Below are 24,889 nucleotides of genomic sequence, written 5' to 3'. Positions count from 1 at the left end.
CTGCCAACCCACACCGCCCCGCCATCCCACGGAATGCCCGCTGTTGCTGTTGCCGTTGCTTCAGCCTCTGCAGGTGCAGGGCTGCAAGCCCTGCCGAACAACCCCCTACCTACGCGGCAGGTAGGTAACCAGTGACAGGTCGTGCCGACTCTCCGGCACCAGCGCCACGTACTGCAGGTCCAGCAACCCGCGCGTTGGGTGGTTCAGCTTCTTCGCGCCTTCGTCGAACCGGCGTACGTCGTGCTCCGGCCACCACTGGCGGAACTCCTCGCTGTGCGCGGCGATGTCCTCGGCCAGCGCCAGGAACGGGGCCTTGTCCGGCGCCTGCGCCATCGCCGCGCGGAAGCCGGCCAGCAGCCCGCGGGTCATTTCTTCCCAGTTGAGGATCAGCGTGCGGTACGGCGGGTACAGGAACATCAGCCGCAGCGTGTTGCGCTCATGTGACGCCAGCTGGCTGTAGTCCACGAACAGCTCGGCGATGGCCGGGTTCCACGCCAGGATGTCGTAACGGGTATTGCGCACGTAAGCCGGGATCGGCTGCATCGCTTCGACCAGCTGGCGCAGGCCATCGGTCACCGTTTCGTCGGGAGATTCCAGTGGCACGCCGTAGCCGGACAGCGCGAACGCATAGGCGCGTTCGTCGTCGCTCATGCGCAGCACCTGCGCCAGCCGCTCCAGCACCTCGGGCGAGGCGCGCACTTCGCGACCCTGCTCGATCCAGGTGTACCAGCTGACGCTGACGCCGATCGCCAGTGCGACTTCCTCGCGCTTCAGGCCCGGGGTACGCCGGCGCCCGGCCGGGAGGCCGAGCGTGGCGGGGTCGACACGGGCACGGCAGGCCTTGAGGAAGCCGCCGAGTTCCTTACGTTCACTTTCGCTGCGCATCATCGGCCCGTCCTACCCTTTGTAGCGTCGAGCCATGCTCGACGCGTCCGCCAGCTCGCGAAAAGCAGCCGAGCATGGCTATGCCCGGTCGTCCTGACCGGCACCCTGCGGGCCGTCGCGAGCGACGTTGGCAGCGGCTCCTGCCGCTGCCTTCGGCTCTACACAAAAACGGTTCAACCACCCTCGGCGTTGCGCGCGAGGGTGACGATCTCCGCGCAGGCACGTCGATCAGGCATCGACGCGCTTGGAGCCCACGGCCAGGCCGGCCTTCAGGCTGGCTTCGACGAATTCGTCGAGGTCGCCGTCCAGCACCTTCTGCGTATCCGAACGCTCGATGCCGGTACGCAGGTCCTTGATACGGCTCTGGTCGAGCACGTAGTTGCGGATCTGGCTGCCCCAGCCGATGTCGGACTTGGTGGCTTCCACGGCATCCTTCTCGGCGTTGCGCTTCTGGATCTCCAGCTCGTACAGCTTGGCGGCCAGCATCTTCATCGCGTTGTCGCGGTTCTGGTGCTGGCTGCGGCCGGTCTGGCAGGCCACGACGATATTGGTCGGGATGTGGGTGATTCGCACCGCCGACTCGGTCTTGTTCACGTGCTGGCCACCGGCACCGGACGAACGGTACACGTCGGTCCGCAGGTCGGCCGGGTTGATGGTGATGTCGATGTTGTCATCGATTTCAGGCGACACAAACACCGAGGTGAAGCTGGTGTGGCGGCGGTTGTCCGAGTCGAACGGCGACTTGCGCACCAGGCGGTGCACGCCGGTCTCGGTCTTCAGCCAGCCGTAGGCATAGTCGCCTTCCACGCGCAGCGTAGCCGACTTGATGCCGGCGACGTCGCCACCGGAGACTTCCATCAGCTCGGTCTTCCAGCCGCGCGATTCACACCAGCGCAGGTACATGCGCAGCAGGATCTCGGCCCAGTCCTGGGCTTCGGTGCCACCGGCACCGGCCTGGATGTCGACGAACGCAGCGGCATTGTCCATCTCGCCGGAGAACATGCGCTGGAACTCCAGCTTCTCGACGTGCGACTGGTGCTTGTCCAGGTCGGCGACCACGGCCAGCGCGGTGTCTTCGTCCTGTTCGGACTCAGCCAGCTCAAGCAGTTCGGTGGCATCAGCCAGGCCGTCCAGCACCGAGGCGATGCCGCCCACGGTCTTTTCCAGGCTGGAACGCTCGCGGCCCAGGTTCTGGGCGTATTCGGCGTTGTTCCAGACGTCGGGGCTTTCCAGCTCCCGCGTTACTTCTTCAAGACGCTCTTTCTTGGCGTCGTAGTCAAAGATACCCCCGAAGCGACAGCACGCGATCGGTCAGATCGGTGATGCGCTGGCGGACAGGATTCAGTTCGATCATGTCGGCGGTTATGCATTCAAAAGATGACTGGTAATGATACCGCAGGCCGGGGATGCCCGGAATGAGGGCCTCATCCTGCCCCCAGCGCCTGCCGCAGCAGCGGTAGCTGGCGCCGGCTGCAGGGCACCTTCGCCCCGTCGGCCATGTGCAGCAGGGCCTCGCCGCCGTCCAGCGGCTCGATCGAGCGCAGCTGGCCCCGATGGATCAGCCAGCTGCGGTGCGGACGCAGGAACTCGCCCGGGTCCAGCCGCTGTTCCAGTACCGCCATGGTGATCCGCAGCGGGTAGTCGTGGCCGCGTACCCGCAGGTTCACGTAGTTCCCCGCCGCCTGGGCGTACTCCACGTCGGCGGTGGCGACCAGGAACTCCTTGCCCAGCTTGCGCACCAGGAAGTGCTGGGGGCGCTCGACCGGCTCCACCGGCGGGCCGACATCGGGCTCGGCCAGCAGGTGCGCCTCACCCTGCCGGCGCCGGCCAAACCAGCTCGCAAAGTGCTCCAGTGCCACGAACATCGCAAACGTGCGTACATCCTTCAGGTATTCGTACGCAAAACGCTCCAGCCAGCCGGCATCGTCCTGGTACCGATAGCCCAGCGCTCCATAGGCCAGGTGCCGCAGCAGCATCATCCCCACCACGTGCAGCAGCGACCAGCCGACGCTGGCCAGCAGATACAGCGGCAATCGCTGCTTCCAGGTATCGGCATGCAGCGGCCAACGCTCGCAGGCCCGCCACAGCAGCGGCAGGGTCAGCAGGATCGGGACGAGGCTGCTGAACTCCCAGATCACCGGCTCCCACAAACCCAGATCGGCACCACGGCGACCGGCATCCATCACTTCCACCAACGCATTGGTCACTGCTGAAGCGGACAGGATGGCCGCCCATACCAGCAGGCGGGTTGACGTGCGCCAGCGCGGTGGTCGGCCCTGGGTCATTGCTGCATCCATGTCGTTGCGGTGCTCCAGCCTGCCTCAAGGGACCGAGGGTAGCGGCTCCATTGGTCCCACCACTCCCGCCATTGGTCACTGCGCGGCTTCCGGCGGCCCCTTGGAAGTCGCTGCTCGGACCGGGCGGCGTCACCTTGGCTCGACTCTCCGGCACACCACCCCCATGACCCGACGCCACGACATCGACGCCCTGCGCGTGTTCGCCTTCGCCCTGCTGATCCTCTATCACACCTCCATGGCCTATGTGGACGACTGGGGCTTCCACCTCAAGAGCGTGCACACGGCCGAATGGCTGCAGTGGCCGATGGTGTTCGTCAATCGCTGGCGGATGTCATTGCTGTTCCTGATCTCGGGCATCGCCATCGCACTGATGCGACCCGAATGCAGGTTGCTGCGCTTCGCCTGCCTGCGCACCTGGAAGCTGCTGTTGCCCCTGCTGTTCGGCATGTTCGTGATCGTACCGAGCCAGCCGTACTGCGAAGGCGTGGCCAACGGCCATGTAGCGCCGGGCTTCGGCCACTTCCTGCTGCGCTACTGGCAGGTGCGGCCATGGCCGGAAGGCAGCTTCGCCGGCTGGCAGTACGGCATCACCTGGAACCACCTGTGGTACCTGGCCTACCTGTGGAACTACACCCTGGCGCTGGCCCTGTTGATGCCATTGCTGGGAACGACAGTAGTGCGCGGCGCGATGGCACGCGTTGCAGCCTCGCCCGCTCTGCTGATTGGCATTCCGTTCGCCCTGTTGCTGGCCTGGGTGATCTGGCTGGAGCCGATCTATCCGTCCACCAATGCCCTGCTCGGCGACTGGTACCAGCACGCGAAGTACGCCACAGTATTCCTGGCCGGCTACCTGCTGGGTCGCGAGCCACTGTTCTGGGAACGGGTGGTCGCCCTGCGCCGCACCACGGTGTGGCTGGCGCTGGCGGCGGTCGGCTGGTACATGGGCCTGCGCATCCTTGGCCAGGTGCTGGCGGCCGATTCCCTCCTGCGGCAATGGCCCGAACCGTTCTGGGACCTGCAGGTCCGAACCAGCCAGTCGCTGTACGTATGGACCGCGCTGCTGGCCATCCTGGGCTGGGGAAAGGTCTTCCTTGATCGCCCGTTCCGCTGGCTGCGGTACTGCACCGAGGCCATCTATCCCTGGTACATGCTGCACCAGAGCCTGATCATCGTGCTGTTGTTCTGGCTCAAGCCACTGCAACTGGGCCCGTGGATGGAACCGGCCCTGCTGCTGGCCGGTACCATCGGCGGCTGCCTGCTGATCCACGAGCTGCTGATCCGCCGCTCGCGTTGGCTGCGGCCGCTGTTCGGCCTCCGTGCCGATCCGCCAGCGTCGCCGATTGCACGCGCCGCAACGGCGCGCTGAGTTCGGTGCCGTTGTAGAGCCGAGCCCGCGCTCGGCTGCTTCTGCCGTGAGCCGAGCATGGGCTCGGCTCCACCTTGAGGCAGTCGAGCAAGCTCGACTCTACAAAAGCCCGGGATCGATCATTTCACCTCGAACTCGCCCACCAGCACCGTCTCGGCACGATCCTTCAACCGCATCGTGACCATCTGGTCCTTCTGCTTCGGCGTGCCCCAGTGCGTGGTCAGGCGCAGCATCAGGGTCGTCGCACCGGTCACCAGCTGCTGGCGGCTGCCGAAGTAGTTCGCCTCCACCTTGTACTTGCCGGGCTTGGCGTTGCGCAGCGAGAACTGCTCAGGACCGTAGCCGCCGGTGAAGTCCTGCGACATCTGCCCGCCCTGGTAGGTAAGGCGGTTGCCGTAGTAGGCGCGCTCGCCGTTCGGGTCGGTCACCCACAGGTCCATGTCACTGTTGTCGGCATCCCACGACAGCACCACGCGCAGGTCCAGCGGCATCGCCTGCAGCAGGCGTGGGTCGATGCTGCGGGTATCCAGCCGTGGCGTGCTGCGTGCCACCAGGTTGGTCAGCTCGTCCAATGCGCTCAGGGCGATGCCGTCGAAGCGGTTGTCCCACGGCCGCACCACCACCTGGTACAGCGGCGCCAACGCCTGCTGCGGCTTGCCCGCAGCCGCCAGTGCCAGGCCCAGATCGCGGAAGCTCTGCGGTTCCTCCTGGCCCATCGCGAGCACCTGCTCGAACACCGGCACCGCCAGTGCCGGGGCATCGGCCTGCATCAGCCGGTAGCCGAGCACACGCAACAGGTGGCGGTTGTCCAGGTCCATCTCGGCCAGGTTCGACAGCACGCGCAATGCCAGTTCGCGCTGGCCCTGCTCCAGCAGCAGGTCGGCCACGTCGAGGAAGAACGCACTGCTGTCGGCGTGTGCATCGCGCTCGGCCAGGTAGCGGTCATACAGTTGCGACGCCGGGCCCTGGCGCAGGCGCCGGGCGATGGCCGAATCCGGCTGCCACGCCGCCAGCTGGATGCCGAGCTCCCCATTGTTGGCGGCAGCGGGCGCAGCGACACGACCACCAGTGACCGTGATTGAATCCAGGGCCTTGTTCGATGCGGACGCTGAGCGACGTGCACGCGCGCTGCTGGCTTCCATGCGCTGCTCGGCAGCGGCGGCCATCGGTGCCGGCGCGGGCGGTGCCGCGGGGGCCGGCGCAGCGAGCATCGCCACCGGCGCCGAGTCCATCGCGTAATCCGCGGATGCAACTTCCAGCGCCCCGCCCTTCAACTGCGGAGGCGCTCCCTTCGGCCAGCTTCGGTTCCACCACTGCTGGCGCTCCTTCCAACGTGCGGCAACCTGGTCCAGGCGCTGGCGATCGGCAGCGGCGCGATCGCTCACCTGCCGTGCGAAGCGGGCATCGTACTCGGCGCGCAGTTTGGCGGACGGGCGGATCGCGTAGCGCAGGTAGTCCTCCAGAGTCTCCAGCACGATCAGCGAGGTGTCCGGTCCGACCAGGCCGAACTGCTGCGACAGCAGTTGCATTGCCTCGCGGCTGCCTCGGCGGTCGGCGCCGAGTTGCTGCAGACGGGCCTGCGCCCACAAGCCGGCCAGCAGCTCACCGTCGTCACTCTTCTGCGTTGCCGGCAGCGCCTGCCATTCACCACCGCCCACGCGCACCCGCATCGGCACGCCGTCCGCCGCAAGGCGGGCATGCAGCCATAGCCAGCCTTCGGCCTCGCTGCGACGATCGATCACAACATCCTGTACGCCACGGCCCGCATCGACCTGCACGTCCAACGGCGACGACAGCAGTTCGCGAGCGGCCGCATCAACATCCTTGCCCAGCGCGACAAAGCGACCGCCATGCGCTTCGCTCCAGCCGCGCAGGCGCACTACATCGGTTCGCGCACCAGCACTGCTGACCGCGAACAGGCGCTGCTGCGGTGCGAGTGCTGGCAGTGCTTCCGGCCCATAGGTCAGCAGACCATCGCTGACAAGCAGGTACTCCTTCACGCTCGGTTGCGGCTGCCACTGCGCCAGCGCGCTGGCACCGTCGGGACGTACGGCCTGGAGTGCTGCACGCAGCTCGCTCCAGTTGCCTGCACGGACACGGAAGCGACGCATCGGTTCGGCACGGTCACGCAGCACGGTCAATGCCACCGTGCCGTCACCCAGCGCTGCGAAATAGCGATCCAGCAAGGCGAACTCACGTGTGCGATCGCGCTGGCCCGCCGAACCGGAACCGTCCCACAGCAGGCCGATTTCGCTGGGAAGTGTGCGCGGCGTGCGACTGACTGCCACCGGCAGCTGCGCCAACAGGTAGTGCCCGTCCTGCCAGGGCGCCACTTGGACCTGCGCCTGACGTGCCGCCGGCAGGCTCCACTGCAGCTGCGTCGGCAACTGCGCGCCCTTGCCCTGCCAGTGCAGCTGGCCCGCATTGATGCGGAATGGGGCCGAACCTGCGGTGGCCGCTTCCGGCGCCTGCAGCTTCAGCTCAACCGATGCAGCGCCAGCGGCGAACTGCAGCGGCAGCGTCCACTGCCAGCCCTGGCCGGCGAAGGCCAGCGGTTCGCGAATCACTAGCTGCACGCGCCGGCTGCCACCGGCCGGCAGCGGATAGATACGCAGGCGGAACTGGTTGCCGGCAGTCTGTTCCAGCAGGCCCGGGTCCACACCACGGCGGGCGATTTCCTCGAACACCTGGCGGCCACGGTCCTTGGGCACCGGCACGGCGTCACGCAGTTCACCGTTGATGTCCAGTGCGAAGCCGCTGATCTGCTGGCCATCGGCCAGCGGGAACTGCAGCTCGCCCTCCAGCACGCGTCGGTTCGGGTTGTGGAATTCGAGGGTGATCCTGGTCTGGGCGATGCCGGCCTGGACCTCGCCTTCGATGCGGGCACGCTGCAGCTGCACCGGCTGTTCGGCGGCAGGCGCGATCAACAGCGGGGTGGTGGCTTGCGGCCTGGCAATACGTGGCGCCTGAGCGCCGACAGGCCCAGCCGCGAGGGCCAGCAACAACACAGCGCAGCAACGGACGAAGACCATGACAGGGCTCCAGTGGGATCGTGGACATTTGAACGCACGGACACCCGGAATGGGGTTGGACCGTGCGCGGCTTTTCTTTGCCCCCATCCACAGGCACCATGCCCCACGCTCCCACACGCGCAAGGATGCCGATGCGATTGCCCCTGCTGGCCACTCTGTTGGCACTGGCCTGCCCCCTGACAGCGCTTGCTGCGGCTCCGGCCAAGAGTCTGTATTTCCAGCACCACGACTGGGTCGTGGCCTGTGACAACACCTTGACCTGCCGCGCCGCCGGCTACGCCACCGACGATGGCAGCACCCTGAGTGTGCTGCTCACCCGCAAGGGCGGCCCGGATCAGGCCATCCAGGGCCGCCTGACGCTGCAGCCGGAAGAAGGCCAGACCCAGCCCAAGGGCGCGCTGCATCTGCGCATCCAGCGCCAGGACCTGGGCGTACTGGCTCCCGTGAAGGGCGAAGGCACGCACAGCTTGAATGCCGCGCAGACCAGCGCACTGTTGTCCGCACTGGTACGCGATGGAGGAATCAGCGTGACCGATGACGCTGGCCATCGCTGGCCGCTGTCGGACAAGGGTGCCGCAGCGGTACTGCTGAAGATCGATGAGTACCAGGGCCGCCTCGGCACGCCCGGCGCCGTGATGCGCAGGGGCAGCACGCCTGAGTCCGGCGTTCCCGCCGCACTTCCGGTGCCGGTTGTACGCAAGGCCGCTACCCTGGACTCGACTCCGGATGATCCCGCGTTTGCTCGGCTGGCCGCCTCACCCGCCCTGCGCGCGGCACTGCGCGCCACGCTGGAGGACGACAGATGCGAGGGCCTGCAGGAAACCGACGCCGACGTTCCGCTCAGCAACTCCCCGCTGCAGGTCCAGCGCCTGGACGCGCAGCATGTGCTGGTCACGGTCCCGTGTTGGCGCGGGGCCTACAACATCGGCGATGGCTATTGGGTCGCGCGCCCGCAGGCGCCGTTCCAGGCGCAATGGGTGACCAGCGATGCGATCGACTACGCCGACGGCCAGATCATTGCCGCGCAGAAGGGCCGCGGCCTCGCTGACTGCATGTCGCACGCAGCCTGGACGTGGGACGGGACGAACTTCATCGCGACGTCGGAGGTGGCGCCAGGTCTATGCCGGGGCGTGCCCGGTGGCACCTGGGAACTGCCGATGCTGGTCAGCGAGGTCCGCTGACGCCACAGAAAAAGGGGACGGAGGGGATTAAGTCGCAAGTGGCAAACAAGGCACAAGCGACTTAATCCCCTCCGTCCCCTTTTTCTCATGCAGGCAGGCAGTGCTCGACGATCAGTTGGATGGCGCTGCCGCCGCGATAGTCGTCGCAGGCCAGTCGATAGGCCAGATGCACATGACGGCCGGGTGCGTTGCCGTGCCAGCCGCCGAAATGGATCGCATTGATCGTGCCAGGCACGCCCGGCAGGCGCAGTTCCAGCTTCAGGTGGCGCTCCTTCAGTACGCGCCAGTTGGCCACTTCGAAGTGGCCATCGAACAGCGGTTCGGGGAAGCCCTGGCCCCACGGTCCGGCCAACCGCAGGGCATCGGCGTGGCGATGATCCAGCTCGTCGGCGGCCAGTTCGCCATCGCTCAGCACCTGCTGCTGCAGTGCCGCCGGGTCGAGCATTTCCAGCACGACAGCCACGAAGGCCGCCTTGAAGTCATCGACGTGATCCAGCCGCAGGCTGAGGCCGGCCGCCATGGCGTGACCACCGAAACGTTCGATCAGACCCGGATGCCGCGCATCGACCAGCGCCAGTGCGTCACGGATGTGCAGGCCGGGAATCGAGCGCGCCGAGCCACGCAGCGTGTCGGCACCGGGTTCTGCAGGCGCGAAGGCGATCACCGGGCGATGCAGGCGATCCTTCATCTTCGACGCGACCAGGCCGACCACGCCCGGGTGCCAATCGGCATCGAACAGGCAGGCCGCCACCGGGCGCTGCCCGGCCATGTCCAGCACCACGCGGGTCAACGCCTGCTCGGCATCATCGGTCATCGATTGCTGCACCGCGCGCCGTTCCGAATTGATCTGCTCCAGCGTCTGCGCGATCTCGCGCGCCTGGCGCGGGTCTTCGGTCAGCAGCAGCGCGATGCCCAGCGCCATGTCTTCCAGCCGGCCCGCCGCGTTCAGGCGCGGGCCGAGTGCGAAGCCGATATCGGTGGCGGTCAGTCGCGCGGCATCACGGCCACTGGCTTCGATCAGCGCACGCAGGCCGACACAGCCCTGCCCTGCGCGTAGACGGCGTAGGCCCGCACTGACCAGCGCACGGTTGTTCGGATCCAGTGCCACCAGGTCGGCAACGGTGCCGACCGCCACCAGGTCCAGCAGCGTGGTCAGGTCCGGCCCCTTGCCATCGGCAAAGACGCCGGCCTCGCGCATCTGCCGGCGCAGCGCCATCAGCACGTAGAAGATCACGCCGACACCGGCCAACGACTTGCTGGGGAAGGCGTCGCCGTCCAGATTCGGATCAACGATCACGTCAGCCGGCGGCAGCTGCGGGCCCGGCAGATGGTGATCGGTGACGAGCACCTGCCAGCCACGCGCCTTGGCCGCGGTCACGCCCGCGTGGCAGGCAATGCCGTGATCGACCGTGACCAGCAGGTCCGGCTGTAGCGCGACCAGCTCCTCCACCAGTGAAGGTGACAGGCCATAGCCGTGCACCATGCGGTTCGGCACCGCGTGGAAAACATGCTGCGCGCCGAGCATGCGCAGGCCGCGCACACCGACCGCACAGGCGGTAGCACCATCGCAGTCGAAATCGCCGACCACCAGGATGCGCTTGTCGTTGGCGATGGCCTCGACCAGCAGTCCCACCGCATCATCGATGCCGGTCAGCAGCTCGGGCGCATGCAGGCTGCCCAGCTTCGGCAGCGCCAGCTCCGGGGTACCGGCACCGCGACTGGCGTAGAGCCGCGCCAGCAACGGCAGAGTGCCCTCCGGCCAGTTGGCGGGCGCAACCGCATCGCGGCGGCGGATAGTCGGCGTATCAGAGGAGGGCTGCACGGCATCGGCGGCAAGGGACATCGGCATCGCCGGTTACGAAAGACAGAGGGATGATACCGCGCGTGGGAAAGGCTGGCGGGATTGCGCCCGGCTCCTGCGGTAGTGCCGGCCGCTGGCCGGCAACCCCGGCAAACGTCCAGGGTCAGAGCCGTTTTCCGATGGGAAACGGATCTGACCCCGCTCAATCGTGAAGCTGCCGCGGCTTCTTCCAGAACTGCCAGCGCTGGCCACGATCCAGCTGGAACTGCAGGCCATCCTCGAAATCCAGCACCAGCCGCTGCAGCTCGCCACGTTTCAGCGCGGCCAGCAGCGGACGGATCGCATCATTGCCGAGCTGCTGCAAAGAGCGCAGCTGGCGCAGGTCGACCAGTGCATCCACCGCCTGCTCGCCATCCACGGCCACGCCTGCCGCCAGAGCCAGGCCCTGCAGCAGGGCATCACGACTGCGCACCTGCGCATGCGCCGTACTGACCGACACCGGCATCACGCCGCCACCCCAGAACCACAGCGAATTGATCGGCTGTTGTCCCTGCGCGGCGCGCTGCTGGTTCCAGGAATGATTGTGCAGCAGCACCTGCGCCTCGGTCATCAGCGCCCGCCAACGGCGGCCACCCTCGCCTTCCGGTAGGTGCGAGAACAGGTCATCGCCCAGCACCTCGTCCGGACTGTCGAAGTCCGGCAGGGCCAGGTCGATCGGAAGCCGCAGGTACCAGCGCGAGGGGTCGGGCGCGTCGAGCACGAACCCGGCATCGGCGAACAAGGGCTGCAGCACCGGCAGCAGGGCCAGGCAGTCGGCCAGCGTCGGCCGCAACGTTTCGCCGTAGGCCATCATCCGCGCGCCGTGCATGTCCGGCACCATGCAGGCCGGATCGGCACGCAGCCAGCACGCGCCGGCAGCATCGCCGACGTCACGCTGGCGGCTCAGTGCGGCCACCGGCCAGTGCGGCGCAGCGACCGTGAAATGGCGCTGCAGCTGTGCCCGCTCGCCGGCTTCGAACTGCGAGGCGTTGGCGCGGCCCAGGGCACGCGCCACGTCATCAGGCAGCGCAGCCGCGGCAAAGCGGCTGCGCGCGGGCAACAGCAGGGTCGCCGTTGCCACCGGGTCAGTCCACGTAGCTGACGCTGACGATCTCGTACTCGCGCTGGCCTGCCGGGGCGTCGATCACGATCGAATCGCCTTCCAGCTTGCCGATCATCGCGCGCGCCACCGGCGAAGAGATGGCGATCAGGCCCAGCTTGATGTCCGCTTCCAGGTCACCGACGATCTGGTACTTCTTCTCTTCGTCGGTTTCCACGTCGGCCAGGGTCACGCTGGCGCCGAACACCACCTTCGAGCCGGCATTGAGCTTGCTCACGTCGATGATCTCGGCGTGCGACAGCTCGCCTTCCAGCTGCTTGATGCGGCCTTCGATGAAGCCCTGCTCCTCGCGCGCGGCGTGGTACTCGGCATTTTCCTTCAGGTCGCCATGCTCACGCGCTTCTGCGATGGCCGCAATGACCTTCGGGCGCTTGACCGACTTCAGGTGATCCAGTTCGTCGCGCAGCTTCTGCGCGCCCTTCATCGTGATGGGGGCTCTCATGCATTCAACTCCTTGTGCAGCTCCTGCAGCGACCAGACGGGGCCGGTGCCGCGGAATTCCAGTGAATCCACCAGCGCCTTGGCGCCGGCGATGGTGGTCGAGTAGGTGACGCGATGCTGCAGCGCCTCGCGACGGATCGAGAACGAGTCGTTGATCGCCGAACGACCTTCGGTCGTGTTGACGATGTAGACGATCTCGCCGTTCTTGATCGAGTCGACGATGTGCGGACGGCCTTCGACCACCTTGTTGATGATCTCGCAGTCCATGCCGTGCTGCTGCAGCCACGCGGCGGTGCCACGGGTGGCGACCAGGCTGTAGCCACGCGCCAGCAGCGCCTTGGCCACCGGCAGAACGCGCTTCTTGTCCGGATCGCGGACCGAGACGAAGGCCTTGCCGACCGGCGGTGCCTTGATGCCACCGGCTTCCTGCGCACGCGCGAAGGCAGCGTTGAAGGTGCGGCCGACGCCCATCACCTCACCGGTGGAGCGCATCTCCGGCCCGAGGATCGGGTCGACGCCCTGGAACTTGGCGAACGGGAAGATCGCCTCCTTCACCGAGTAGTAGTCCGGCACGATTTCCTTGGTCGCGCCCTGCTCGGCCAGGCTCTTGCCAGCCATGCAACGGGCGGCGATCTTGGCCAGCGGCATGCCGGTGGCCTTGGACACGAACGGCACGGTGCGCGAAGCACGCGGGTTCACTTCCAGCAGGTAGATGGTGTCGGCACCTTCATCGCTGGTCTGGATCGCGAACTGGGTGTTCATCAGGCCGACCACGTTCAGGGCCTTGGCCAGTTCCACCACCTGGCGACGCAGCTCGGCCTGGGTTTCAGCCGACAGCGAGTACGGCGGCAGCGAGCACGAGGAATCGCCCGAGTGCACGCCGGCTTCTTCGATGTGCTCCATCACGCCGCCGATCAGGACGTTGCCCTGGGCATCGGCAATGATGTCGACGTCGCACTCCACGGCATTGTCGAGGAAGCGGTCCAGCAGCACCGGCGAATCGTTGGACACCTTCACCGCGTCGCGCACATAGCGGGCCAGGTCGGCTTCACCGTAGACGATTTCCATCGCACGGCCGCCCAGCACGTAGCTCGGGCGCACCACCAGCGGGTAGCCGATCTCGCGGGCCAGCAGCAGGGCTTCCTGGTCGTTGCGGGCGATGCGGTTCGGCGGCTGCTTCAGGCCCAGCTTGTCGACCAGCTGCTGGAAGCGCTCACGGTCTTCGGCCAGGTCGATGGAGTCCGGGCTGGTGCCGATCACCGGCACGCCGTTGGCTTCCAGCGCGCGCGCCAGCTTCAGCGGGGTCTGGCCGCCGTACTGCACGATCACGCCCTTCGGCTGTTCCAGTTCGACGATTTCCAGCACGTCTTCCAGCGTCAGCGGTTCGAAATACAGGCGGTCGGAGGTGTCGTAGTCGGTCGACACGGTTTCCGGGTTGCAGTTGACCATGATGGTTTCAAAACCATCCTCGCGCAGCGCCAGTGCCGCGTGCACGCAGCAGTAGTCGAACTCGATGCCCTGGCCGATGCGGTTCGGGCCACCGCCCAGGATCATGATCTTGTCGCGGTTGCTCGGCGCGGCCTCGCACTCGTCCTCGTAGGTCGAGTACAGGTAGGCGGTGCCGGTGGAGAACTCACCGGCGCAGGAATCGACGCGCTTGTAGACCGGGCGCACCTTGTGCGCACGACGCAGCGCGCGGATGGCGGCTTCGTTGGTGCCGGTCAGCTGTGCCAGGCGTGCGTCGGAGAAACCGGCGCGCTTCAGCTTGCGCAGGCGTGCAGCGTCCAGCGCGTCGATGCCACCAGCAGCGACTTCAGCCTCGGCAGCGATGATTTCCTCGATCTGGTCCAGGAACCAGTGGTCGATGAACGACAGTGCGTAGATCTCTTCCACGCTCATGCCGGCACGGAACGCATCGGCGACGAAGAACAGGCGCTCCGGGCCCGGCGCCTTCAGCTCGCGACGCAGGGTCTGCAGGTCTTCTTCGTTGCTCAGGTCCAGGCCGGTCGGGTCGAAGCCAACCTTGCCGGTTTCCAGGCCACGCAGCGCCTTCTGCACCGACTCCTGGAAGGTACGGCCCATCGCCATCACCTCGCCCACCGACTTCATCTGGGTGGTCAGGCGGGCGTCGGCAGCCGGGAACTTCTCGAAAGCGAAACGCGGGATCTTGGTGACGACGTAGTCGATCGACGGCTCGAACGAGGCCGGGGTCAGGCCACCGGTGATTTCGTTCTTCAGTTCGTCCAGGGTGTATCCCACGGCCAGCTTGGCGGCGACCTTGGCGATCGGGAAGCCGGTGGCCTTGGAGGCCAGCGCCGAGGAACGCGACACGCGCGGGTTCATCTCGATGACGACCACGCGGCCGGTCTTCGGGTTGATGCCGAACTGCACGTTCGAGCCACCGGTATCGACGCCGATCTTGCGCAGCACGGCGATGGAGGCATCGCGCAGGCGCTGGTACTCCTTGTCGGTCAGGGTCTGCGCCGGCGCCACGGTGATCGAGTCACCGGTGTGCACGCCCATCGGGTCCAGGTTCTCGATCGAGCAGACGATGATGCAGTTGTCCGCGGTATCGCGGACCACTTCCATCTCGAACTCCTTCCAGCCCAGCACCGACTCTTCCACCAACACTTCGGTGGTCGGCGACAGTTCCAGGCCGCGGCTGACGATCTCGACCAGCTCTTCGCGGTTGTAGGCGATGCCGCCACCGCTGCCGCCCAGCGTGAAGCTGGGGCGGATGATGGTCGGGTAGCCGACGCGGGTCTGGATTTCCAGCGCTTCGTCCAGGGTATGGGCGACGGCGGCGGTCGGGCATTCCAGGCCGATCTCACCCATGGCAACGCGGAACAGCTCGCGGTCTTCGGCCATGCGGATCGCTTCGCGTTTGGCGCCGATCAGCTCGACGTTGTACTTCTCCAGCACGCCGTTGTCGGCCAGGTCCAGCGCGCAGTTCAACGCGGTCTGGCCACCCATGGTCGGCAGCAGCGCATCGGGCTTTTCCTTGGCGATGATCTTCTCGACCGTCTGCCAGTTGATCGGCTCGATGTAGACGGCGTCGGCCATCTCCGGGTCGGTCATGATCGTGGCCGGGTTGCTGTTGACCAGCACCACGCGGTAACCCTCGTCACGCAGGGCCTTGCAGGCCTGGGCGCCGGAGTAGTCGAACTCGCAGGCCTGGCCGATGACGATCGGGCCAGCACCGATGATGAGGATGGTCTTGAGGTCAGTGCGCTTGGGCATTTTCTTCTCTAAGTCAGTACAGCGTGACAAGGGGGGTGATCGCACGCTGTCGATCAGGAATCTTGATCCGCAGCGCCGCGCCAGCGGCAGCAGCGTTGCGGGGTTTACGGTCCATCGCGACGCCACCGGGGGGCCGGCGGCGTACTGATCACGCCTTGGCCTGCTCCATCAGCACCACGAAGCGGTCGAACAGCGGGCCGACATCGGTCGGGCCCGGCGACGCTTCCGGGTGGCCCTGGAACGAGAACGCCGGCACGTCGGTGCGGGCGACACCCTGGTTGGTGCCGTCGAACAGCGAGCGGTGGGTCACGCGCAGGGTCGGCGGCAGGGTCGCTTCATCAATCGCGAAGCCGTGGTTCTGCGAGGTGATCATCACCCGGCCGCTGTCCAGGTCCTGCACCGGGTGGTTGGCACCGTGGTGGCCGTGGCCCATCTTCATGGTCTGCGCGCCTGAGGCCAGGCCCAGCAGCTGGTGGCCAAGGCAGATGCCAAAGGTCGGGATCTTCACGTCGATGAAGGTCTTGATCGCTTCGATGGCGTAGTCGCACGGTTCCGGGTCACCCGGGCCATTGGACAGGAACACGCCATCCGGCTTCAGCGCCAGCACTTCGGCGGCCGGGGTCTGTGCCGGCACCACGGTCACTTCGCAGCCACGCTCGGCCAGCATGCGCAGGATGTTGGTCTTCACGCCGAAATCGTAGGCCACGACCTTGTACTTGGCCGGCACGCTGACGAAGGCGTTGGCATCCAGGTCCAGCTGGCCCTCGGTCCAGGTGTAGGTCTTCTCGGTAGTGACGACCTTGGCCAGATCCATGCCCTTCAGCCCCGGGAACTTGCGGGCAGCTTCCAGTGCCTTTTCCACGTCGATGTCACCGGCCATCAGCGCACCGTTCTGCGCGCCCTTCTCGCGCAGGATGCGGGTCAGCTTGCGGGTGTCGATACCGGCGATGGCGACCACGCCACGCTGGATCAGCCAGTCCTGCAGCGACACCTGGCTGCGCCAGTTGCTGGGACGGCGGGGAACATCGCGCACGATCAGGCCGGCCGACCACACCTTGGACGCTTCATTGTCCTGGTCGGTCATGCCGGTGTTACCGATATGCGGATAGGTCAGCGTGACCATCTGCCGGGCGTAGGACGGGTCGGTCAGCACTTCCTGGTAACCGGTCATGGCGGTGTTGAACACCACCTCACCGACGGACAGGCCGGGCGCGCCTACGGATTCGCCCTCGAATACGGTGCCGTCTTCGAGGACGAGGATTGCGGCTTGGGTCACGGGAATCTCACTTTGGCTACCGAGGGGGCTGCCGAAGTCACGCCTGCGCTTCACGGAAATCCGGTTGCAAAAAAGCGCGGACGTGCGGTCTGGGACCGGTCCGGCTTTCGTGATTCGGCGAGTGCGAATTGTAGCGCTGCCGGGGCGCTCGCGCCAGCGGTTATCGCACTTCATGAACAGGCGATTGCGCATTCATTTCAATCCGGCGGCGTATGCGGGCCGCCATGACCCTGGTAGACGCCAACCTTGGTTGGCGCTTCCCGGAAAGCCTGCCAACCAAGGTTGGCATCTACCATCGGCCTGGACCGTTACCGGGGGCCGTCCAGCAGGTCCCGCACCCGGTAGCTACCCGGGGCGCGGCCCTGCAGCTGGCGGGCGGCAAACAGGGCGCCGCGGGCGAAGATGTCGCGGTTGGTGGCCCGGTGCACCAGCTCGATGCGCTCACCCAGTCCGGTGAACTGCACCAGATGCTCGCCGACGATGTCACCGGCACGCAGGCTGGCGTAATGCGGCTCCGCCCCGCCCCGCTGCGCGGCCGCGCCCAGGGTCAGCGCGGTGCCCGACGGCGCGTCCTTCTTCTGCGTGTGGTGCGATTCGACGATGTCGCAGTCCCAACCGGCCAGCGCCTGCGCCGCGCGCTCGACCAGCTCGTCCAGTACCGCCACGCCCAGGCTGAAATTCGACGCCCAGACCAGCGGGATGGACGCCGCCGCGGCCTCCAGCGCCTGCCGCTGTGGGCTGGAGATGCCAGTAGTGCCCGAGACCAGGCCCGCACCCCGCTCCACGCACAGCGCCAGCATCGGGTCGAAGCCCTCCGGCAGGCTGAAGTCGATCGCCACATCGAACACCGGCGCGCCAGGCAGTTCGCTGGCCGCGAAGAACGGCACGCCGTCGACCACGCGCTGGGTCGGCGCACGGCCGGTTACCGCAGCCACGATCTGCAGGGTTTCGGGATGTTCGGCGGCCAGCCGCAGCAGGGCCTGGCCCATGCGCCCGGAGGCACCGTGAATGAGCAATCGCAGGGGAGTCTGGTTCATGCCTGCAGGCTAGCGGCAGCACGCCCGCTCCGGCAAGCGCCATCGCTGCTACGCTGCATGCCCTTTCATGCAATGGATGGCAGCTCCTTCATGCAGATCAGCGAACAGCTGGTGCTGGTCACTGGCGCCGGCCGCGGCCTTGGCAAGCACATCGCCCGCGCCTTCGCTGCGCAGGGTGCGCGCGTCATCGTCAACTACCACCGCAGCGAAGGCACCGCTCGAGCGCTGGCCGCCGAGCTGGGCGGACAGGCAATCGCACTGCCTGCCGACGTCACTGATCGCAACCAGGTCGATGCGATGCTGCAGCACGCCCTGGCCCACTTCGGCCAGGGCGTCACCACGGTGGTCAACAACGCACTCGCAGCGTTCTCGTTCAATGGCGATGCCCGCGACGGCGCCGCCGATATCGGCTGGCCGGCCTTCCAGGCGCAGTTCGAGGGCAGCGTGCGCGGCGCGCTGAACACCGTGCAGGCCGCCCTGCCCGGCATGCAGGCCCGCCGCTTCGGCCGTGTGATCAACATCGGCACCAACCTGTTCCAGAACCCGGTCGTGCCCTACCACGACTACACCGCCGCCAAGGCCGCACTGCTGTCGCTGACCCGCACACTGGCCGGCGACCTCGGCCCGCACGGCATCACCGTCAACATGCTGTCCGGCGGCCTGCTGCGCACCACCGATGCCAGTTCCGCCACGCCCGAAGCGGTGTTCGACTACATCGCCGCCAACACCCCGCTGCGCAGCGTCACCACCCCGGCCGAATTCGCCGATGCCGCGCTGTTCTTCGCCAGCCCGTGGTCACGCGCGGTGACCGGCCAGAACCTGGTGGTGGATGGCGGATTGGTGCGGGACTGAGCCGATGCGCATCTCCGAGGTCAGCCGCCTGACCGGTGCCAGCGCCAAGGCCATCCGACTGTACGAGGCGCGCGGCCTGCTGCCGCCGGTGCCACGACTGAACCGCTACCGCGACTACAGCGAACAGGACGTGGCCTGGGTGCAGCTGATCCGCCAGGCGCTGGGGCTGGGTATCACGCTGACGGCAATCTCGCGCCTGCAGGGCCGCGACGGGCGGCTCGACTGGCAGGCAGTGCTGACCCTGCTTGAGCAGCAGCGCAGCCGCATTGCCAGCGAGCGGGCACGGCTGGCGCAGGTCGAGCTCGACCTGCAGCAGGTCAGCGACGAACTGCAGCAGTGGCTGCTCTCCGGCAGCAATGACTGCGTGCTGGAACCCAGCGGCTGCACGACCCAGGCTTGACTCTGCCCTTGGGGCAGACCGCAGCCTCGCGCACTTTCCATTGCCCGAGGTTGCCGTGTCCCGTTCCATCCTGATCCTGCTCGGCCATCCCGACCGCGACAGCCTGTGCGGCGCCCTCGCCCAGCGCTACGCCACCGCCGCCGAGAATGCCGGCCACCGGGTGCGCTTGATCGCATTGGGTGAACTCGAGTTCGATCCGGTGCTGCGGCATGGCTATCGCCAGATCCAGCCACTGGAAGCCGATCTGCAGGACGCCGCCGATGCGATCGAGGCCTGCGATCACCTGGTGCTGGTCTACCCGACCTGGTGGGGCGCGATGCCGGCGTTGTTGAAGGGCTTCTTCGATCGCGCGCTGCTGCCGGGGTACGCCTTCCGCTACCGGCGCGATTCGGTGTGGTGGGACCGGCTGCTGGCCGGGCGCAGCGCGCGGGTGATCACCACGCTGGATACGCCGCCCTGGTACTACCGCTGGATCTACCGCGACCCGGGCATCACCCAGATCCGCGCCACCATTCTGGAATTCTGCGGCATCCGCCCGGTGCGGGTCAGCCGTCTCGGTGCGGTGCGCAGCAGTACCCCAGCACAACGCAGCAAGTGGCTGGCGTTGGCAGCAGAGCTGGGTTCACGCGCCAGGTAGATCCACGCCATGCGTGGATGAAATGCCGGCCACATTCCATGTGTCGCGTTTGCCAATTGACCGCCAGGCACCGTGCCTCAAGGCTGTGGGCACTTCTTACGGCCCAGGCAAAGCCCATGAAATCCTCGACTGTCTTCAGCAAGTGCGCCAGGAAGACCGGCTTTTCCGGCACGTCGACGACCCGCTACCGCTTGCTGGATGCCGCCCTGCTTGTCGTCAATCACCAACGCGCCAGCGAAAGCCGGGGCTTCTATGTGAATGCCGGGCTCTACTTTCCAGAGCTGCTCGAGTATCCCCTTGCACCTGACGATCTTGAAACAGCTTTCAGGTACCGCTCCAGCATTCCCACGCCCCATGTCGACTGGCGGATCGAAGAAACGCCGGGCCTGCGCCGGGCGTTCATCCAGCAGGATCTGGATGATCTGCTGGAGGCCGGAAACCGCGACGGGCTCAAAGGCCTGCTGCTCGATGCCCTTGCCGACGTGGCGGGCTTCGCGGCAACCCATGGAAACCGGGAGTCGGTGCGGCGACTGAATCAGGACGGGAACTTCCGCGCGCTCATCCGCAGAGAGGTCTAGTAGATCCACGCCATGCGTGGATGGACTCCAGGAGCGTGCGAACCAAGGTTCGCACCTACCAGGACACATTCAGTGCTGCTTGGGCGGCGTCGGTCCGCAGCTGTCGCAGCCGCCACAGGCACCACCGCCTCCGCTAGGCGGCGGTGCGATCTTCCGCCCCAGCGCCTGCAGCCAGGCGGCGCGGCTGGGTTTCAGCAGGGCCAACGCCAGCGCCCCGCGCAGCTTGCGCACGGTGCCGGGGAACTGCTTCTTCAGCACCACCCAGGCACTGACCAGCACGGCCACCGCGATGATCAGGTACTGCAGCAGCAGTCCACGGTCCATCAGCCGCCTCCCAGCGCCTTGGTCACCTGGTAGGTGATCAGCGCCGCCACGTAGGCCGCAGCAAACAGGTAGAACGCCGAGAAGGCCATCGTCTTCCACGAATTGGTCTCGCGTTTGATGGTGGCCAGCGTCGAGATGCACATCGGGGCGTAGATGTACCAGACCAGCAGCGACAGCGCGGTGGCCAGAGACCAGCCGTCGCTGATCAGCGGGGTAAGCGCCTGGCTGGCGGCATCATCATCGGCCGCCGACAGCGCGTACACGGTGGCCAGCGAGGACACTGCCACTTCGCGCGCGGCCAGGCCCGGAATCAGCGCGATGCAGATCTGCCAGTTGAAGCCCAGCGGCGCAAAGAACACCGCCATCGCATGGCCGATCTGGCCGGCGTAGCTGTAGTCGATGGCCGGCATGGTGGCACCAGCCGGCGCCGCCGGGAACGACAGCAGCACCCACAGCAGGATGGTCAGCGCCAGGATGATGCCGCCGACGCGCTTGAGGAAGATCATGCCGCGCTCGTACAGGCCGACTGCCAGGTCGCGCACATGCGGCAGGCGGTACGACGGCAGCTCCAGCATCAGCGGGTGCTCGCTCTTGTCGCGGCGCCACTTCTTCATGATCCATGACATCGCCAGCGCACTGAGGATGCCCGCCGCGTACAGGCCGAACAGCACCAGGCCCTGCTGGTTGAACACGCCCCACACCGTCTTCTGCGGAATGAACGCACCGATCAGCAGCGCGTACACCGGCAGCCGCGCCGAGCAGGTCATCAACGGCGCGACCAGGATCGTGGCCAGGCGGTCACGCGGGTCCTGGATGCTGCGCGTGGACATGATACCCGGCACCGCGCAGGCGAAGCTGGACAGCAGCGGGATGAACGAACGACCGGACAGGCCGGCGGCCGCCATCATGCGGTCGAGCAGGAATGCTGCTCGCGGCAGGTAGCCGGACTCTTCCAGCACCAGGATGAAGAAGAACAGGATCAGGATCTGCGGCAGGAACACCACCACGCCACCCACACCGGCGATGATGCCGTCGGTCAGCAGGCTGGCCAGCGGGCCTTCCGGCAGCACGCTGCCGACGAAGGCGCCGAGCCAGGCGAAACCAGCCTCGATGGCGTCCATCAACGGTGTCGCCCAGGCATACACCGCCTGGAAGATCAGGAACATCACCACCGCCAGGCTGATCAGGCCGAACACCGGGTGCAGCAGCCAGCGGTCCAGCGCGTCGTCGATCTTCGCGGTCCGCGCCGGCATGCGCACGGCCACCGACAGGATCTCGCGCACCTTGGCGTGATAGTCGATGCCACCTTCCGGGCCCGGCACCGGCGCATCCAGGTGCGGCACCATCGCATCGAGGCGCTCGACCAGGGCCTTGGCACCCTGCTTGCGCACCGCCACGGTTTCCACCACCGGCACGCCCAGTTCGCGCTCCAGCGCGGCCACGTCCACCTGGATGCCGCGGCGCTGGGCCGCATCGACCATGTTCAGGGCCACCACCATCGGCTTGCCCAGCTCGCGCAGTTCCAGCGCGAAGCGCAGGTGCAGACGCAGGTTGGTGGCGTCGATCACGCACAGCAGCACGTCCGGTGCAGCCTCGCCCGGGTAGAAGCCCCGGCACAGGTCACGGGTGATCGCCTCGTCCAGGCTGGCCGGGTGCAGGCTGTAGGCACCTGGCAGATCGAGTACGGCGAACTCGCGGCCGGACGGCGCGCGCAGGCGGCCTTCCTTGCGCTCGACGGTGACGCCGGTGTAGTTGGCAACCTTCTGCCGGCTGCCGGTCAGCTGGTTGAACAGCGCGGTCTTGCCACTGTTGGGGTTACCGACCAGCGCAATGCGCAGGGGCGCGGTAGAAGTTGCAGCGGTCATGCGCGACGCTCCTGGCGGTTGGCGTCGACCACGACGCGCTTGGCTTCACTGATACGCAGCGCAAACCGGGTAAACCCGACCTGCACCAGCAGCGGCTCGCCACCGACCGGGCCCTTGGCCACCAGGCGCACTTCCTCGCCCTTCACGAAACCCAGCTCGCGCAGGCGACGGGCGATGGCATCGTTGGCATGGAGGTCCTGCACGGACTCGACCACGGCCGAGGCGTGCAGCGGCAGTTCGGACAGCGTCATCTAGCGCATTCTCTGCTGGATGTAAATGGTTCTCGATTCTAACATTCCCGCGTCGCGTCATGGCCCATGACCAATGGCCCGCTATGATCCATACAGGTATGGAGTGACCCTGGAATCCCATGAACGATGCTTTGCAGATCGAGCGCAGCGGCGCCGTCCTCACCCTCTGGCTGAACCGGCCCGAGCTGCACAATGCCTTTGACGCCGGCTTGATAGCGCGGCTGACCGCCGCCCTCGAAGCCGCCGGACGCGACGACGCGGTGCGCGCGGTAGTGGTGGCCGGCCACGGCGCCTCCTTCTCGGCCGGCGCCGACATGCAGTGGATGCGTGGCATGGCCGCCGCCAGCGAGGCCGACAACCGCGAGGACTCGCTGGCCCTGGCGCGGCTGATGCGCACTCTGGACGAGCTGCCCAAGCCGACCCTGGCCCGGGTCCACGGCGCGGCTTTCGGTGGCGGCGTCGGCCTGGTCGCCTGCTGCGACATCGCCATCGCCAGCACCGCGGCCCGCTTCGGCCTGACCGAAAGCCGCCTCGGCCTGCTGCCAGCGGTGATCTCGCCCTACGTGATCGAGGCCATCGGCCCGCGCCAGGCGCGGCGCTGGTTCGCCACCGGCGAGCATTTCGACGCCGACACCGCGCTGCGCATCGGCCTGGTCCACCAGCTGGTCGAGCCAGAACGCCTGGACGAGGCCGTGCAACGCCAGCTGGCCCTGCTCGACAAGGCCGGCCCGATCGCTTCTTCCAGCGCCAAGCAGCTGGTGCGGCAGGTGCGTGACAGCCATGACCGCGATGCCCTGGATCGCGATAATGCCGCCCTGATCGCGCGCCTGCGGGTGTCCGCCGAGGGCCAGGAAGGCCTGGGCGCCTTCCTCGACAAGCGCGCGCCCCACTGGGTCACGGAAGCCTGAACATGCTCGATCATCTTGGTTTGACCAGCGCCGACCTGGCGCGCAGCAAGACCTTCTTCCTGCAGGCGCTGGCGCCGCTGCAGATCGGCGTGGTGATGGAAGTCACCGCCGAACAGACCGGCGCGCACGACCACATCGGCTTCGGCAGCGAGGGCAAGCCGTTCTTCTGGCTCGGCAATGGCGGCACCGCCAGCCACGGTGTGCACGTGGCCTTCGCCTGCGCCAGCCGCCCCCAGGTGGACGCCTTCCATGCCGCTGCTCTCGCCGCCGGCGGTCGCGACAACGGCGCGCCGGGCCTGCGCCCGTGGTACCACCCCGACTACTACGGCGCCTTCGTGCTCGACCCGGATGGCAACAACATCGAGGCGGTATGCCACCGCCCTGCCGACGAGGTGGCCGCATGAGCGACTACGTCCGCATCGTCGAGGTCGGCCCGCGTGACGGTCTGCAGAACGAAAAGCAGTCGGTGTCCACAGCCGACAAGATCGAACTGATCAACCGCCTGTCGGCCACCGGCCTGCGCAGCATCGAGGCGACCAGCTTCGTCAGCCCGAAGTGGATCCCGCAGCTGGCCGATGCCGCCGAGGTCTACGCCGGCATCCAGCGCCGGCCCGGCATCCACTACCCGGTGCTGGTGCCGAACGAACAGGGCTACGACCGCGCCCGTGCGGTGGGCGTGGAGGAAGTGGCGGTGTTCACCGCCGCCTCGGAGGCGTTCAACCGCACCAACACCAATGCAGGCATCGACGAATCGCTGGCCCGGTTCGAGCCGATCCTGCGCCGCGCCGCCGCCGATGGCGTGCGCGTGCGCGGTTACGTGTCCACCGTGCTCGGCTGCCCTTACCAGGGCGAGGTGCCGCTGGCCGACGTGGTGCGGGTGGCGCGCGCCCTGCATCAGATGGGCTGTTACGAAATCTCGCTGGGCGACACCATCGGCGTCGGCACCCCGCGCAAGGCCCGGGCGATGCTGCAGGCGGTTGCCGCCGAGATTCCGATGGCCGCACTGGCCGTGCACTTCCACGACACCTATGGCCAGGCCATCGCCAACATCGCCACCTGCCTGGAAGAAGGCGTGCGCGTGGTCGACAGCGCGGTGTCTGGCGCCGGTGGCTGCCCGTATGCCAAGGGCGCCAGCGGCAATGTCGCCAGCGAGGACGTGGTCTACCTGCTGCAGGGCCTGGGCCTGGACAGCGGCGTGGACCTGCCTGCACTGGCCGAGACCGGCCGCTGGCTGGCCGGCCTGCTCGGCCGCGCCACTGCCAGCCGCACCGGCCAGGCATTGGCGGCCAGCTGATCCAGGTTCTGCGCCGCCCTCCGTTGGGCGGCGCAGTGCACAACAGCGGCGGTCGCGGCTTCCGT

At 67.2% G+C, this 24,889-nt stretch carries 22 protein-coding genes; 9 read left to right on the top strand and 13 right to left on the bottom strand.

From position 1 onward, the window contains the following. Window positions 1–105: 105 nt before the first annotated feature. The 3 genes from N7573_RS17260 to N7573_RS17250 form a co-directional block, all read right to left on the bottom strand. The gene (locus N7573_RS17260; protein WP_279913504.1) at window positions 106–888 is read right to left on the bottom strand and encodes a helix-turn-helix transcriptional regulator; all 783 of its coding nucleotides are present in this window, start codon (window positions 886–888) and stop codon (window positions 106–108) included. A gap of 225 nt (window positions 889–1,113) precedes the next feature. After that, window positions 1,114–2,239 (bottom strand): peptide chain release factor 2 gene (gene prfB, locus N7573_RS17255; RefSeq protein WP_097048047.1). Its coding sequence is split into 2 segments (ribosomal slippage): window positions 1,114–2,163 and window positions 2,165–2,239, totalling 1,125 coding nucleotides; the frame shifts between segments, so codons are not numbered across the junction. A 70-nt stretch (window positions 2,240–2,309) separates the two neighbouring features. Further along, window positions 2,310–3,170, bottom strand: a complete 861-nt coding sequence (locus N7573_RS17250; protein WP_279913505.1) for a LytTR family DNA-binding domain-containing protein — start codon at window positions 3,168–3,170, stop codon at window positions 2,310–2,312. Between the two features lie 175 nt (window positions 3,171–3,345). Between N7573_RS17250 and N7573_RS17245 the strand changes: the two genes are divergently transcribed. After that, entirely contained in the window at window positions 3,346–4,548 is a 1,203-nt protein-coding gene (locus tag N7573_RS17245; protein ID WP_279913506.1) for an acyltransferase family protein, read from the top strand. Window positions 4,549–4,667: 119 nt separating this feature from the next. Here N7573_RS17245 and N7573_RS17240 read toward each other — a convergent pair whose 3' ends face one another. Further along, a complete protein-coding gene (locus N7573_RS17240; protein WP_279913507.1) occupies window positions 4,668–7,580 on the bottom strand; it encodes a VIT domain-containing protein in 2,913 nt (970 codons plus the stop codon). Between the two features lie 131 nt (window positions 7,581–7,711). Between N7573_RS17240 and N7573_RS17235 the strand changes: the two genes are divergently transcribed. Further along, on the top strand, window positions 7,712–8,761 hold the full coding sequence (locus N7573_RS17235; RefSeq protein ID WP_279913508.1) for a DUF1176 domain-containing protein: 1,050 nt from the start codon (window positions 7,712–7,714) through the stop codon (window positions 8,759–8,761). Window positions 8,762–8,846: 85 nt separating this feature from the next. Here the strand turns inward: N7573_RS17235 and recJ are convergent, their stop codons facing one another. From recJ to dapB, 6 genes are all read right to left on the bottom strand, one after another. Further along, window positions 8,847–10,604, bottom strand: coding sequence for a single-stranded-DNA-specific exonuclease RecJ (gene recJ / locus N7573_RS17230; RefSeq protein WP_279913509.1), 1,758 nt, complete (start codon window positions 10,602–10,604; stop codon window positions 8,847–8,849). Between the two features lie 160 nt (window positions 10,605–10,764). Then, window positions 10,765–11,682, bottom strand: coding sequence for a phosphoglycerate mutase (locus tag N7573_RS17225; protein ID WP_189719519.1), 918 nt, complete (start codon window positions 11,680–11,682; stop codon window positions 10,765–10,767). 4 nt (window positions 11,683–11,686) lie between these two features. After that, a complete protein-coding gene (gene greA, locus N7573_RS17220; protein WP_026347191.1) occupies window positions 11,687–12,151 on the bottom strand; it encodes a transcription elongation factor GreA in 465 nt (154 codons plus the stop codon). A gap of 8 nt (window positions 12,152–12,159) precedes the next feature. Beyond that, window positions 12,160–15,402, bottom strand: coding sequence for a carbamoyl-phosphate synthase large subunit (gene carB, locus N7573_RS17215; protein ID WP_279913335.1), 3,243 nt, complete (start codon window positions 15,400–15,402; stop codon window positions 12,160–12,162). A 148-nt stretch (window positions 15,403–15,550) separates the two neighbouring features. Further along, window positions 15,551–16,678 (bottom strand): glutamine-hydrolyzing carbamoyl-phosphate synthase small subunit, encoded by a 1,128-nt coding sequence (carA, locus tag N7573_RS17210; protein ID WP_005413213.1) that lies wholly within the window; start codon window positions 16,676–16,678, stop codon window positions 15,551–15,553. Window positions 16,679–16,986: 308 nt separating this feature from the next. Continuing rightward, entirely contained in the window at window positions 16,987–17,715 is a 729-nt protein-coding gene (dapB, locus tag N7573_RS17205; RefSeq protein ID WP_279913336.1) for a 4-hydroxy-tetrahydrodipicolinate reductase, read from the bottom strand. A 72-nt stretch (window positions 17,716–17,787) separates the two neighbouring features. Here dapB and N7573_RS17200 point away from each other — a divergent pair, with 72 nt between their 5' ends. From N7573_RS17200 to N7573_RS17185, 4 genes are all read left to right on the top strand, one after another. After that, window positions 17,788–18,567 carry a 3-oxoacyl-ACP reductase gene (locus N7573_RS17200; protein WP_049400121.1) on the top strand — a complete coding sequence of 260 codons (780 nt, stop codon included), beginning with the start codon at window positions 17,788–17,790 and terminating at the stop codon, window positions 18,565–18,567. Window positions 18,568–18,571: 4 nt separating this feature from the next. Further along, on the top strand, window positions 18,572–18,967 hold the full coding sequence (locus N7573_RS17195; RefSeq protein ID WP_279913337.1) for a MerR family transcriptional regulator: 396 nt from the start codon (window positions 18,572–18,574) through the stop codon (window positions 18,965–18,967). A gap of 55 nt (window positions 18,968–19,022) precedes the next feature. After that, complete coding sequence (locus tag N7573_RS17190; protein WP_279913338.1) at window positions 19,023–19,604, top strand: NAD(P)H-dependent oxidoreductase; 582 nt, start codon at window positions 19,023–19,025, stop codon at window positions 19,602–19,604. Window positions 19,605–19,720: 116 nt separating this feature from the next. Then, window positions 19,721–20,182, top strand: coding sequence for a DUF4304 domain-containing protein (locus tag N7573_RS17185; RefSeq protein WP_279913339.1), 462 nt, complete (start codon window positions 19,721–19,723; stop codon window positions 20,180–20,182). 69 nt (window positions 20,183–20,251) lie between these two features. Here N7573_RS17185 and N7573_RS17180 read toward each other — a convergent pair whose 3' ends face one another. Genes N7573_RS17180 through N7573_RS17170 form a run of 3 tightly spaced genes read right to left on the bottom strand, consistent with a single transcriptional unit; the run spans window position 20,252 to window position 22,622 of the window. Next, window positions 20,252–20,506 (bottom strand): DUF6587 family protein, encoded by a 255-nt coding sequence (locus N7573_RS17180; RefSeq protein WP_197616170.1) that lies wholly within the window; start codon window positions 20,504–20,506, stop codon window positions 20,252–20,254. Beyond that, window positions 20,506–22,371 (bottom strand): ferrous iron transport protein B, encoded by a 1,866-nt coding sequence (feoB, locus tag N7573_RS17175; RefSeq protein ID WP_279913340.1) that lies wholly within the window; start codon window positions 22,369–22,371, stop codon window positions 20,506–20,508. Before feoB ends, N7573_RS17180 begins: the two co-directional genes overlap by 1 nt. Continuing rightward, window positions 22,368–22,622, bottom strand: coding sequence for a FeoA family protein (locus tag N7573_RS17170; protein ID WP_032128790.1), 255 nt, complete (start codon window positions 22,620–22,622; stop codon window positions 22,368–22,370). Before N7573_RS17170 ends, feoB begins: the two co-directional genes overlap by 4 nt. Window positions 22,623–22,741: 119 nt before the next feature. On the opposite strand from N7573_RS17170, the gene N7573_RS17165 reads away from it, so the two are divergent. From N7573_RS17165 to N7573_RS17155, 3 genes are read left to right on the top strand one after another with little or no spacing between them, the layout of a single operon-like run. After that, the gene (locus N7573_RS17165; protein WP_032128789.1) at window positions 22,742–23,530 is read left to right on the top strand and encodes an enoyl-CoA hydratase-related protein; all 789 of its coding nucleotides are present in this window, start codon (window positions 22,742–22,744) and stop codon (window positions 23,528–23,530) included. Between the two features lie 2 nt (window positions 23,531–23,532). Next, the gene (locus N7573_RS17160; protein WP_279913341.1) at window positions 23,533–23,934 is read left to right on the top strand and encodes a VOC family protein; all 402 of its coding nucleotides are present in this window, start codon (window positions 23,533–23,535) and stop codon (window positions 23,932–23,934) included. Then, window positions 23,931–24,824, top strand: coding sequence for a hydroxymethylglutaryl-CoA lyase (locus tag N7573_RS17155; protein ID WP_132810026.1), 894 nt, complete (start codon window positions 23,931–23,933; stop codon window positions 24,822–24,824). The genes N7573_RS17160 and N7573_RS17155 overlap by 4 nt, the downstream gene beginning before the upstream one ends. The last annotated feature ends 65 nt before the right edge of the window (window positions 24,825–24,889 follow it).

This window comes from Stenotrophomonas sp. GD04054 (assembly GCF_029836955.1).
Lineage (GTDB): Bacteria > Pseudomonadota > Gammaproteobacteria > Xanthomonadales > Xanthomonadaceae > Stenotrophomonas > Stenotrophomonas maltophilia_A.
The sequence above is the reverse complement of the archived record's forward strand: the minus strand, read 5'-3'. Positions and strand labels throughout refer to the sequence as shown.